This window comes from Microbacterium sp. M4A5_1d (assembly GCF_053345465.1).
In genome coordinates this window covers 564,453-576,906 of sequence record NZ_JBKFAD010000003.1, presented here as the reverse complement: position 1 = coordinate 576,906, position 12,454 = coordinate 564,453, and the positions used below count along the sequence as shown (strand labels likewise).

Here is a 12,454-nt window from a genome sequence, read left to right as displayed (position 1 = left end):
CACCGCTGTGACAGACATCGATTGGGACGAGCTGCGCGCCGTCGCGACCGAAGCCATGACGCGCGCCTACGCGCCGTACTCGCGCTACCGGGTGGGCGCGGCAGCGCTCGTCAGCGACGGACGCATCGTCTCGGGATGCAACGTCGAGAACGCGTCGTACGGCGTCGGGCTGTGCGCCGAGTGCGCCCTCGTCGGCGACCTGCACATGTCGGGCGGCGGACAGCTCGTCGCCTTCGTGTGCGTCAACAACGACGGGCAGACGATCATGCCGTGCGGTCGGTGCCGCCAGCTGCTGAACGAGTTCGCCCTGCCCGGAATGCTGCTCGAGACCGTCTCGGGCATCCGCACGATCGACGAGGTGCTGCCCGATGCGTTCGGGCCCCGCGACCTCGAGGAGGCCGCCCGATGAGCGCCGAGTCCACCGCATCCGCTGTCGAGGCGTTCGACGCCGTAGACGTCATCCGCACCAAGCGTGACGGGGGTGCCGTCCCTGAGGACGCGCTCCGCTGGATGATCGACGCGTACACGCGCGAGTACGTCGCCGACTCGCAGATGGCGGCTTTCGCGATGGCCGTGCTGCTCAATGGGATGCAGCGCGACGAGATCCGCGTCATGACCGACGCGATGATCGCTTCGGGCGAGCGCATGAGCTTCGCCGGTCTCGGCAAGCGCACGGTCGACAAGCACTCCACCGGCGGTGTCGGCGACAAGATCACTCTGCCGCTCGCGCCGCTCGTCGCCGCGTTCGGCGTCGCCGTGCCGCAGCTGTCGGGCCGCGGCCTCGGCCACACCGGCGGCACGCTCGACAAGCTCGAGTCCATCCCCGGCTGGCGTGCCGCGCTGTCGAACGACGAGATGTTCGCGCAGCTTCGCGACGTCGGCGCCGTGATCTGCGCTGCGGGATCGGGCCTCGCGCCCGCCGACAAGCGGCTGTACGCGCTCCGCGACGTCACCGGCACGGTCGAGGCGATTCCGCTCATCGCCTCGAGCATCATGTCGAAGAAGATCGCTGAGGGCACCGAGTCGCTCGTGCTCGATGTGAAGTTCGGCTCCGGCGCCTTCATGAAGGACGTCGACAAGGCTCGCGAGCTCGCCCGCACGATGGTCGCGCTCGGCGCAGACTCGGGGGTCGCGACGACCGCGCTGCTCACCGACATGAACGCCCCGCTCGGTCTCGCGATCGGAAACGCGAACGAGGTCCGCGAATCGGTCGAGGTGCTCGCCGGCGGCGGCCCCGCCGACATCGTCGAACTGACCGTCGCGCTCGCGCGCGAGATGCTCGCGCTCGCGGGCCAGCCCGACGCCGACGTGGAGGCCGCCCTCGCCGACGGCCGGGCCATGGACGTCTGGCGCCGCATGATCCAGGCGCAGGGCGGCGACCCGGATGCCGCACTCCCGACGCCCCGCGAGACGCACACGATCACCGCGCCGACGGCCGGCGTCGTCTCTCGCCTTGAGGCGCTGCCCTTCGGCATCGCCGCCTGGCGTCTCGGTGCCGGCCGTGCGCGTGCCCAGGACCCCGTCATCCACGCCGCGGGCATCGACCTGCACGTCAAGCCGGGCGACGAGGTGGCAGCCGGTCAGCCGCTTTTCACCCTGCTGGCCGATGATGGTGCGCGGTTCGACCGCGCTCTCGACGCGCTGCACGGCGCGTGGGAGATCGACGACGACGCCCCGCCTGCGGGGCCGCTCGTCCTCGAGCGCATCACAGCCTGAGCCCGCCGGCACACCCCGTCCGTCCACCCGCCCGTTTCTTCCGGAGGAGCCCGTCATGCCGATCGAACAGCACGCCGACGTCAAACTGCAGGGCGTTTCCGTCCGGTCGCTGCCGAAGGTGTCGCTGCACGACCACCTCGACGGCGGTGTCCGCCCCGCGACCATCGTCGAACTGGCGGACGAACTCGGGCTCGACGTGCCCGAGACCGACCCCGACGACCTCGCCGACTGGTTCGAGGAGCAGAGCGACTCGGGTTCGCTCGTCGACTACATCAAGACCTTCGAGGTCACGCTCGGGGTCATGCAGACCGGCGAGGGACTGCGCCGCATCGCGCGCGAGTTCGTCACCGACCTCGCCGCCGACGGCGTGGTCTACGGCGAGGTGCGGTGGGCGCCCGAACAGCACCTGCGCGGCGGACTGTCGCTCCAGGAGACCGTCGACGCCGTGCAGGAGGGCATCGAGGAGGGCGAGGATGCCGCCGAGGCGAAGGGTCACGACATCCGCGTCGGTCAGATCCTCTCGGCGATGCGTCAGGCCGACCGCTCGCTCGAGATCGCGCGTCTGGCGGTCGACAACCGCGGTCGCGGAGTCTTCGGCTTCGACATCGCGGGACCCGAGGACGGCTTCCTCCCCGCACAGCACCGCGAGGCGTTCGACTACCTCGCCTCGGAGTTCTTCCCGGTGACGGTGCACGCGGGCGAGGCTGCGGGACTCGACTCGATCCGATCGGCGCTCATCGACGGCCGGGCGCTGCGCCTCGGTCACGGCGTGCGCATCGCGTCGGACCTCAACGTCGTCTCGCGTGAGGGCGAAGAGGTGCTCGTCCAGTTCGGCGACCTCGCCCGGTGGGTGCGCGACCGCGAGATCCCGCTCGAGCTGTCGCCCTCGTCCAACCTGCAGACCGGAGCCATCGCCGGATGGGGCACGCAGTGGGAGGACCACCCCTTCGACCTGCTGTACCAGCTGGGCTTCTCGGTCACCGTGAACGTCGACAACCGCACGCAGAGCCGCACCTCGCTCACGCGAGAACTCGCGACTCTGGCGCAGACCTTCGACTACGACCTCGACGACCTCCAGGCCTTCCAGCTGAACGCCGCCGCCGGTGCTTTCCTCTCGGTCGAGGAGCGCGAGGAGCTGATCGAGGTCATCGCCGAGGGCTTCGGAGCCTGACCCCGAACTGGGACCCAACTCCTCAGATTTGTGCCGATTGCGCGGAGTTTGCGCGTTCCACCGAGGCCCTGAAGCTGGATCTGAGGAGTTAGCGCGCCGGACGGTTCGACACCACAGCTCGGAGCTGGTGCGCCAGCCGGTCGCGGTGGTGGAAGATGTCCTCGGCGAGCGGACGAATGGTCATGTACCCTTGGGTCGCGGCTGCGAGATCTCGTCGCTTGTCGCGCTTCTGGGCATCCCAGCCCGAGTGGTGGGCCTCGCTGTCGCATTCGATGATCAGCCACCCCTCGACGAGGAAGTCGACGCGGCCTACCCCGGGGATGACGACCTGGCTCTCGAAGCGGCACCCGATCGACCGGAGAATGAGGCGGAGGAGCGACTCGGAACCAGATTCTGCTGAGGGGTCGAGCAGTGGACGGAGGCGTCGGTAGCGGCGCGGCAATCTCTGAAAGACATCCTCGATGTCCTCCGCGTCGATCATGCGCTGGTGCCAGGCGTTGTCGAGAGTGGCGACCGCTGCGCGCGGATCTTGGCAGCGGCAGGCCTGCGCAAGGGCCGACACGAGATCGGCGGCAACCGAAGTCGGCGGGTCGTCATCGATTCGCCAGTGCCGGATGACGCCGTCGGGCGCCGCCGGAAGCCTGCTGGACCCGACGCGGGCGTTCACATGCAAAGAGTGTCGATCCAGGACGAACACGCCGACAGCTTTCAGCAGCGACACGCAGTCGAGACGGCAGCCCAGACGCGCCGCCGCCAGGAGATCGTGATGAGTCGAGGCGGGAAGGTAACGGCCGCGGCGGACACGGACCAGCGTTCCCTCCGCGAGCGCGCGGTCGATCTCTGAACGGCGGAGACCGAGGTCTGTCGCGCTCTTCCAATCCGTCGGCAGCACTCCGGCAGTATGCGAACTCCGTGCCTCCTGCGGGGGGCGTAGTGCGCTGCTGTGGACAGCAGGCCCCGGAATCAGCTCGGGGGAGGATCCGCTGCCCCGGCATCAACTCCTCAGTTTTTCAACCTCCGCAGGACCCGCTGCAGTCTCGGGCGTCTTCGGCGCCCACATCTGAGGAGTTATGCCGCCCGGGCCACCGGGTCAGCGGGGGAGAGAGGCCACGAGGTCCGACAGAGCCGCAGCAACCTCGGCGCGCATGTCGGGATCGGAGATGGTGGGGGTGCCGTCGCCGGCCTGCGGGCCGTAATCGCCGAAGGATGCGTGGCTGGCGCCGTCGATCTCGACGAAGGTCGTATCCGCGGGGAGGAGGTGGCGGTTGTCGTCGACCTTCTGAGGGGTCGTCAGGCCGTCCTCCGAGCCGGACAGGCTGAGCACCGGCAGCCCCGACGCCGACAGATCGGTCGCGCAGTACGACGCGAACAGGACGAGCCCGTCGGCATCCGCGGCCAGCTGACAGGCCCGTACGCCGCCGAGCGAATGCCCACCGACCAGCCAGGTGTCCACACCGGGGACGAGGTCGGTGAACGACGAGAGCGGGCGAGGGTCGAAGAAGGCGAGGTTCAGCCACGGCCGGGTGATCACCACGCTGACGTCGTCGTCGGCGACGACATCGGCCAGGATCGCGGCGTATGCCTCGGCCTGCACCTTCGCACCCGGCACGAAGACGAGTCCGACCTCTGCCGGTCCCGCAGCCGGTTCGAGCACGAGACTGCCGCCTGCCTCCGACATGACGATGCGCTCGTCGGCGCGGACGGCGTCGAGCGGCCCGGCCTCGGCGTCCATGACTCCGACCTGGCTCCAGACCAGCATGCCGATCACCGCGGCCACGACGATCCCGACGACCGACAGAACGACGACGAGGACGATCCGACGCCGTCGCGAGCGACGATGCGGGCGAGCGGGCTCGTCACCCGTCGCCCGCACCGCTGCCGCGTCGCTCATCGAGCGTCGGAGCCGATCGCCGCCTGACGTTCGGAGACGGCGCGCTCGACCCGCGGGTACAGCGGGTGCGAGGGCTCGAGTCCGGTAACGGATGCCGTGAAGGATGCCGCGTCCTCGGCACGCAGGCGCTGCTGCAGCTCGACGGACTGCGGGTCCTCCGGGTCGTCGAACGCGAGGGCGGCACCGATCGCCGCGACCAGCGCATCGACCGACAGGCCGGCCTCGGCTGCTTCCGCGGCCGGGCCGACGAAGCGCTCGTGCCGGGAGAGCTTGCGCAGTGGCTGACGCCCCACACGTCCGACGGTGTCGGGCAGCTCGGGATTGGCGAAGCGCCGCAGGATCGTGGCGCGGTAGTCCGCGAGCTCGCCGGCGTCGAGACCGTGCTTGTGGACGAGGAGCGCCGAGGTCTCTTCGAGCGCGGCCGAGACGCTCGCGGCGATCTCCGGCACGGCGAGGGCTTCGGCCACGGTCGGGGTGCCGGCCTGCGCGCCGAAGTACGCGGTCGTGGCATGACCGGTGTTGACCGTGAAGAGCTTGCGCTCGATGTACGGCTCGAGGTCCTCGACGAAGTGCGCACCGGGAATGTTCGGCAGTTCGCCGCCGAACGGGCCGGACTCGATCGCCCACTCGTAGAACGGCTCGACCGTGACGTCGACGCCGGCACCGGCGGGCTGCGCGGGCACGATGCGGTCGACGGCGGTGTTGGCGAAGATCGCTCGGCCCGAGACGGCCTCCCACGCGTCGCCCGCCTGGGCGCGGATCTCGTCGCGCAGCAGGTCGGTCGCACCGATCGCGTTCTCGCACGCCATCACGGCCAGCGGTGCCGCGGCCGGGTCGCGCAGGGCGAGGCCGGCGAGGATGTGGGGCGCGATGAACTTCAGAACGGTCGGACCCACCGCGGTCGTGACGACGTCCGCGGTCGCGACGGCATCCGCGACGGCCTGCGGGTCCGCCGCGCTGTTGAGCGCACGGAAACCGGTGACGGTGCGGTCGACACCGCCCTCGCCGACCTCGTGGACGGTGTACTCGGAGGCGGCGTTGATGGCGTCGACCAGGGGAGCGGCGACGTCGGAGAAGACGAGCTCGTAGCCGCCTTCGTTCAAGAGGAGGCCGACGAAGCCGCGGCCGATGTTGCCGGCTCCGAAGTGGACCGCGGTGCTCACTGGTTCACCGAAGCGAGCAGGGCGTAGAGCTCATCGGGGGTCTGCGCGGCCTTCAGGCGAGCGACGTCGTCCTCCTCGGAGAAGAGGAGGGCGATCTGAGACAGGATGTCGAGGTGCTCGTCGCCCTTGCCGGCGATGCCGACGACGAACGAGACCGGCTCCCCGCCCCAGTCGACACCGCCGTCGTAGCGGACGAACGACAGCGCCGAGTCGAGGATCGCGTCCTTGGTCTCGTTGGTGCCGTGGGGGATGGCGAGCTCGTTGCCCATGTACGTCGACACGGTCTGCTCGCGCTGCTGCATGGCGTCGAAGTACGCGGAGGTCACGGCACCTGCGGACTCGAGCAGGTCAGCGGCCTCCTTCATCGCCTCTTCGCGGGTGGCGCTTCCGGAGTGGATGCGGATCTGACCGATGTTCAGGACCTCACGTGCCATGTCTGTCTCCTTCGAATGATGTTGCTGGGGGATGACGCGGGGCCGGGGCGGATGGACCGCCCCGGCCCCGGGTCTGGGTTTCGAGCCTACGCGTCGGCGTCGTGCTGCTTGCGGACCATCTCCACGACCTCGTCGTACTTCGGCGAGTTCATGAAGTTGTCCACCGACACGTGAACCGCGTCGGGGTTCTGCGCCTTGGCGCGGTCGGTCAGCTGCTGCTGCGTGATGACCAGGTCGGCGGTGCCGTCGAGGTTCGCGATCGCCTTGTTGACGACCGTGACGTCCTCGATGCCGGCCTTCTTGAACTTGTTGCGCAGGACGCTCGCGCCCATCGCGGACGAGCCCATGCCGGCGTCGCAAGCGAACACGACCGACTGGATCGGCTTCGTCGCCGTCGCGGTGGCGGCGCCGGTCTCGGCTGCTGCACCGGTGGCGGCGGCAGCACCCGATGCGCGCAGACCCGACAGGGCCTCCGAGCTCTTGCCCTTGTTGGCCTCGGTGCGTGCGATCGCGTCCTCGAAGGTGCCCTCACCGGCCTGCTCGCGAGCGAGGTCGCGCTTGCGGCTCGCCAGCAGGATCGCCGCCGAGACCGCGAACGTCACACCGGCCGAGATGATCACCGAGAGGATGACGCCGAGGTGGCTGCCCGGGGCGGTCTGGATGAGCACCGCGAAGATGGATCCCGGCGAGGCCGCGGCGACCAGGCCGGAGTTGAAGATGGCGTTCGTGGCAACACCACTGGCGCCGCCGGCGATGAGCGCGGCGATCAGGAGGGGCTTCGCCAGCACGTACGGGAAGTACACCTCGTGGATGCCTCCGAAGAACTGGATGATGAACGCACCCGGTGCGGTACCGCGCGCGATGCCGACCCCGAAGACGGAGATCGCGAGCAGGAGGCCGGCACCCGGGCCGGGGTTCGCCTCGACGAGGAAGAGCAGGCTCTTCCCGGTCTCGAGCGACTCCTGGGTTCCGAGCGGGGTGAACACGCCGTGGTTGATGGCGTTGTTGAGGAACAGAACCTTCGCGGGCTCGACGATGATGCTCGCCAGCGGGATCAGGCCGCGGTCGACGAGGAAGCCGACGGCGCCACCGAGCACGTCGGTGACGAACTTCATCACCGGGGCGAGCCAGAAGAAGGCTGCGAGCGCGGCGAAGAATGCGACGAACCCGGCGCTGAAGTTGTCGACGAGCATCTCGAATCCGGCGCGGACCTTGCCCGCCCACAGCTTCTCGATCCACTTGAGTGCCAGGGCGGTCAGGGGACCGGCGACCATCGCGCCGAGGAACATGATGGTCCCCGAGGCGCCCACGATGACGCCCATCGCCGCGACGGCGCCGACGACACCGCCGCGGACACCGAAGACCATGCGGCCACCGGTGTAGGCGATCAGGGTGGGCAGCAGGTAGGTGATGATGGGACCGACAAGGCCGGTCCACTCGGTGCCGTCAGGGGTGACCCCGCCGCCGAGCATGCGGGAGTCGGCCCACTGCCAGGCCTCGATCGGCCCGTCCTGTCCGACCCATCCCGTGTCGATGAACAGAGCGGTGATCAGACCCCATGCGATGAAGGCCGCGATGTTGGGCATGACCATTCCCGAGAGGAAGGTTCCGAAGCGCTGGACGCGGACCCGGACCCCACCTCCCGCGGGTGGTGTTGACGTCGTTGTCATTTCTGGTTCTCCTTCTGGTGCAGTGTGTGGTGCGGGTGCTGGTGCTGATCAGATGCCGGCGGCGGTCTGGGCGGCGGCACGTGCCGAGGCCGCGTCGGTCGCGGTCAGGGCGGCCTCGGCGATGCGGCGGGCGTCGTCGAGGGTGTGGTTGAGCAGGGTGGCGCGAACGTCGGCGAGCGCGGTGGGCGCCATCGACAGGCTCGTGGCGCCGAGGCCCACGAGCACGACGGCCAGCAGCGGGTCAGCTGCGGCCTCGCCGCAGATGCCCACGGGCTTGCCGTTGGCCTGGCCCGCCTTGCCGGTCTCATGGATGAGACGCAGCACAGCCGGGTGCCAGGGGTCCTGGAACGACGACACCGAACCGAGCAGGCGGTCGGCGGCGAGCGTGTACTGGGTGAGGTCGTTGGTGCCGATCGAGGCGAAGTCGGCGACCTTGAGGACGTGGTCAGCGAGCAGCGCCGACGACGGCACCTCGACCATGACACCCGCGGTCTTGATGCCGTACTCGCGGGCGATGCCGACGAAGTACTCGGTCTCCTCGACGGTCGAGACCATCGGCGCCATGACCCACAGGTCGGCCTCGGTCGCGGCATCCGCCTCGGCGAGCGCGGTGAGCTGTTCGCGCAGGATGTCCTCGCTGGCGCGCAGGGCGCGGAGACCGCGGAGGCCGAGCGCCGGGTTCTCCTCGTGCGCGTCGTTGAGGAACGCGAGCGGCTTGTCGGCGCCGGCATCCAGCGCGCGGACGACGACCTTCTGGCCCGGGAACGCCTGCAGCAGCTTCGTGTAGGCCTCGCGCTGCTGGGCGACGGTGGGCGCCTGCGACGAGCTGAGGAAGAGGAACTCGGTGCGGAAGAGGCCGACGCCCTCGGCGCCCAGCTCGACGGCCTGTGCCGCGCCCTCGGGCTTGCCGAGGTTCGCCAGCAGCGGGATGGCGGTGCCGTCGGCGAGCGCGCCGGGGGTGATCGGGGCGGATGCCGCCGACTTGCGCTCGTCGGCACGGTTCTGCGCCTGTGCGAGCTCGTCCTCGCTCGGGTCGGTCGTGACGACGCCCTTCGCGGCGTCGACGATGACCGTCTCGCCCTCGGAGAGGCTGGCGGCGTCCGTGACGCCGACGACGGCGACGATCGACTTCTCGCGGGCGAGGATCGCGGTGTGCGAGGTGGGCCCGCCCTCGGAGGTCACCAGCGCCAGGACCATGTCGAGGTCGAGCAGCGCGGTGTCGGCGGGGGCGAGGTCCTTGGCGACCAGCACGAAGGGGTGGCCCGGCTCGGGGACACCCGGTGCGGGGACGCCGCGGAGGTGAGCGATGACGCGCTGCGCGACGTCGTCGAGGTCGGCGGCGCGCTCGCCGAGATAGCCGCCCATCGCGGACAGCTGGTCGCGGAACGAGGCGAAGGCGTCGTACACGGCGAACTCGCCGGTCTTGCCGGCCTGCAGGCGGGTCGAGACCTCGGCCTCGAGGCTCGGGTCCTCGGCCATCATGGCCTGCGCTTCGAGCACGTCGCGGGCGGCGCCGCCCGCCTGTGCGCCACGCTGTTCGAGCTCGCGCGCGACAGCGGCGACGGCATCCTTCACGCGCGCCGTCTCCTCGTCGAGCGACAGCTCCGACTTCTCGTCCTTCGGCGCGGGAAGCGGCTCCGCCATCCGTGCGATCGGTCCCTGCGCGACTCCCAGGCCGATGCCCACTCCGCGAAGCTCACTCATTGCTCGATCTCCTTCGTATCGTCCGTGTTCGTATCGATGGTCGTTCGTGGTCACTCGTCGTGATCGGTGGCGAGCAGGTCGGCGAGTTCGTCCAGGACGCTCTCGGCGCTGTCGCCGTCGGCCGTGAGGGTGACGTAATCGCCGTACTCGACGCCGAGCGCGATGACTCCGAGGATGCTCGCGGCGTTCACGGGAGAGCCCGAGCCCTTCGCGATCGTGACGTTGGCACCCGACTGCTTGACCGCCTGGGCGAACAGCTTCGCGGGACGGGCGTGGAGCCCGTTGGACGATCCGATGCGGACGGTACGCGATGCCTCGCTCATGAGGGGGTCCTCTCCGTTGAAGGGATGTCGGTGCTGGAACGTGTCGTGGTGGTGGCCGGAGCGGTGATCAGCGCGAGCGTCCGGCTCCCGTCGAGATCTCGGAAGATGTCGGCGGGCATCAGGATGACGCGCGTTCCGCGGGCAGCCGCGGCCTCGGTGATCCGGTCCAGCTTCGGGATGAGCTGGGGGCCGACGAGGACGATGTCCGCCGCGTCGAGATCGATCGGCAGTGACTGCTCGGTTCCGGCGGTGGCGGTGATGTCCAGGCCACGCGTCTGCGCCGCATCGCGCACCCGCTGTGCGACGAAAGTACTCGACGCGCCCGCGCCGCATACGACCAGGATCCTCATCGACCCGCCTCCTCCTCTCCCCATTGTTGTGAGACCCCTGAGAGGCGACAAGGTCTTCCTGCTTCCGCAGGGGCGGAAGGTCGGCCGGGCCATGATGGAATGGGAGCGTGACCAGGAGCCGGCAGGACCGCGTCCTCGCGATTCTCGCGCGCGACGGCGACTGGGTGACCGCAGCGGCGCTCGCGGATGCGATCGGGGTCACGCCGCGCTCGATCCGCAGCTACGTCACGGCCCTGAACGCCCGGGTGCCGGATGGCGTCGTGGTCGAGTCCGGACCGCAGGGCTACCGCGCGGGGCCGGAGAGCGCCGCGGCGGTGCATGTGGGCGACGCCGGCACTCCGCGCGACCGGCTGCACCGTCTGGTGCGCGCGCTGCTCGATTCCCCGGACGGAATCGACGTCTTCGAGACGGCCGAGGCCTTCTTCGTCAGCCCCGCCACGATCGATGCCGATCTCAGCCGGGTGCGCGGGCTGCTCGGCGGCACCGAGCTCAGCCTGGAACGCACGTCGTCGCGGGCACGGCTGCGCGGCACCGAGATGGCCCAGCGACGGCTGCTCAGCAGGCTCGCCCACGAGGAGACCGATGACGGCTCCTTCGACCTCGACAGCCTCCGTCGCACTCTCGGCGAACGGTCCGTCGGGGCGGTCGCCTTCGGCCCCTTCAAGGACGACCTGGTCACCGAGCTGACCGAGCTCGGCTACTTCGTCAACGAGTTCGGCATCGGGGATGTCGTCATGCACATCGCCATCGCCGCCGACCGGATCACGCGGGGTCGGGCTCTCGAAGTGGCGGAGGCCGACGACGCCGCGTTCCGCGCCGAGGTCGGCGACATCCTCGACCGCCTCACGCGCCGGCACCTCGGCGTCGTGCTCGGGTCGGGCGACCGTCAGCATCTCGCCGCCCTCGTGCTCACGCGCGTCGTGGCGCCCGGTGCGACCGAGCCGGCGGCGCTCATCCGCGAGCGCATCGACCCGGACGTCGCGACCGCCGTCCGGGACGTCGTGCGGCGGGCGGCCGCGGAGTTCCTCGTCGACATCGACCAGGAGGACTTCGTGCTGCGCCTGTCGCTGCACGTGCAGAACCTCAAGCACCGGGCACGCGAGCAGGCGTGGTCGCGCAACCCGCTCACACGATCGCTGAAGACGACGTATCCGATGATCTTCGAGGTCGCCGTGTACATCGCCGACGCGCTGCGGGGTCTCCTCGGCATCCCGCTCCTCGACGACGAGATCGCCTACATCGCGATGCACGTCGGCGGGCGCCTCGAACGCAGCCGGCTCTCGGCGCAGGCGCTGACAGCGACGATCGTGTGCCCCGGGTACTACGAGCTGCACGAGCTGTTGCGCTCGAGCGTCGACCGTTCGCTGGGACAGGCACTCGACGTGGTGGGCGTCGAGACGCGCGTCGACCCGGACTGGGCCTCCATCGACACCGACCTCATCCTGTCGACCATCGCGCCTCCGGTCATGAGCGACCGGATCGTCCACATCCAGCCCTTCCTCACCGACGCCGACATCGATCGGGTGCAGACCGCCGCCGCGCGGCTCCGCCGGGCCCGGCGCCTGACGCGCTTGCGCGCCGAGCTGGAGCGCTACTTCGATCCGTCCGCGTTCATCCGCGGGCTCGACGGCGACGGGGGAGAAGAGGCCGCGATCCGCCGGCTGGGCTCGCTGCTGGTCGATCAAGGCGTCATCGACGACGACTACATCGAGCGCACGATCGAGCGCGAGCGGCTCTCGTCCACAGCCTTCACCGACGCGCTCGCCGTCCCACACGCCATCGGGATGACCGCGACGCGTACGGCCATCTCGCTCGGGATCGCCGACCCTTCGATCGCATGGGGTGACGGCCGGGTGCAGGTCGTCGCGATGGTCGCCTTCTCGGAGTCGGACCGCGCCGCGTTCCAGACGGTCTTCGAGCAGCTGGTCGAGGTGTTCAGCGAGCGCGAGAGCGTGCAGCGCATCGTGCGACGGGGGACCACCTTCAGCGCCTTCCTCGACGAGCTCGTCGCGGTCGTCGACGGCTGATCGCT

Annotated in this window: 12 protein-coding genes; 4 read left to right on the top strand and 8 right to left on the bottom strand. The window is 69.9% G+C overall.

Annotated elements, in window-relative coordinates; genetic code table 11:
- The first annotated feature begins 7 nt into the window (after positions 1-7).
- From ACLBWJ_RS14620 to ACLBWJ_RS14610, 3 genes are read left to right on the top strand one after another with little or no spacing between them, the layout of a single operon-like run.
- Positions 8-409: a cytidine deaminase gene (locus ACLBWJ_RS14620; RefSeq protein ID WP_023955526.1), complete on the top strand. Its 402-nt coding sequence runs from the start codon at positions 8-10 to the stop codon at positions 407-409.
- Positions 406-1,716 (top strand): thymidine phosphorylase, encoded by a 1,311-nt coding sequence (locus ACLBWJ_RS14615; protein ID WP_323986410.1) that lies wholly within the window; start codon positions 406-408, stop codon positions 1,714-1,716. Before ACLBWJ_RS14620 ends, ACLBWJ_RS14615 begins: the two co-directional genes overlap by 4 nt.
- A gap of 55 nt (positions 1,717-1,771) precedes the next feature.
- Complete coding sequence (locus tag ACLBWJ_RS14610; protein ID WP_323986408.1) at positions 1,772-2,887, top strand: adenosine deaminase; 1,116 nt, start codon at positions 1,772-1,774, stop codon at positions 2,885-2,887.
- Between the two features lie 88 nt (positions 2,888-2,975).
- Here the strand turns inward: ACLBWJ_RS14610 and ACLBWJ_RS14605 are convergent, their stop codons facing one another.
- The 8 genes from ACLBWJ_RS14605 to ACLBWJ_RS14570 form a co-directional block, all read right to left on the bottom strand.
- Entirely contained in the window at positions 2,976-3,779 is an 804-nt protein-coding gene (locus ACLBWJ_RS14605; RefSeq protein ID WP_274178916.1) for an endonuclease domain-containing protein, read from the bottom strand.
- Between the two features lie 198 nt (positions 3,780-3,977).
- Entirely contained in the window at positions 3,978-4,778 is an 801-nt protein-coding gene (locus ACLBWJ_RS14600; RefSeq protein WP_447660625.1) for an alpha/beta hydrolase, read from the bottom strand.
- A complete protein-coding gene (locus ACLBWJ_RS14595; protein WP_447660624.1) occupies positions 4,775-5,941 on the bottom strand; it encodes a mannitol-1-phosphate 5-dehydrogenase in 1,167 nt (388 codons plus the stop codon). Before ACLBWJ_RS14595 ends, ACLBWJ_RS14600 begins: the two co-directional genes overlap by 4 nt.
- Positions 5,938-6,375, bottom strand: a complete 438-nt coding sequence (locus ACLBWJ_RS14590) for a PTS sugar transporter subunit IIA (RefSeq protein WP_023955519.1) — start codon at positions 6,373-6,375, stop codon at positions 5,938-5,940. The genes ACLBWJ_RS14595 and ACLBWJ_RS14590 overlap by 4 nt, the downstream gene beginning before the upstream one ends.
- 86 nt (positions 6,376-6,461) lie before the next feature.
- Positions 6,462-8,045 carry a PTS mannitol transporter subunit IICB gene (locus tag ACLBWJ_RS14585; RefSeq protein ID WP_447660623.1) on the bottom strand — a complete coding sequence of 528 codons (1,584 nt, stop codon included), beginning with the start codon at positions 8,043-8,045 and terminating at the stop codon, positions 6,462-6,464.
- Positions 8,046-8,093: 48 nt separating this feature from the next.
- A complete protein-coding gene (gene ptsP, locus ACLBWJ_RS14580) occupies positions 8,094-9,749 on the bottom strand; it encodes a phosphoenolpyruvate--protein phosphotransferase (RefSeq protein ID WP_112617402.1) in 1,656 nt (551 codons plus the stop codon).
- A 50-nt stretch (positions 9,750-9,799) separates the two neighbouring features.
- Positions 9,800-10,072 (bottom strand): HPr family phosphocarrier protein, encoded by a 273-nt coding sequence (locus tag ACLBWJ_RS14575; RefSeq protein WP_023955516.1) that lies wholly within the window; start codon positions 10,070-10,072, stop codon positions 9,800-9,802.
- On the bottom strand, positions 10,069-10,422 hold the full coding sequence (locus ACLBWJ_RS14570; RefSeq protein WP_447660622.1) for a PTS sugar transporter: 354 nt from the start codon (positions 10,420-10,422) through the stop codon (positions 10,069-10,071). Before ACLBWJ_RS14570 ends, ACLBWJ_RS14575 begins: the two co-directional genes overlap by 4 nt.
- A gap of 107 nt (positions 10,423-10,529) precedes the next feature.
- On the opposite strand from ACLBWJ_RS14570, the gene ACLBWJ_RS14565 reads away from it, so the two are divergent.
- Entirely contained in the window at positions 10,530-12,449 is a 1,920-nt protein-coding gene (locus tag ACLBWJ_RS14565; protein WP_112617400.1) for a BglG family transcription antiterminator, read from the top strand.
- Positions 12,450-12,454: the final 5 nt, after the last annotated feature.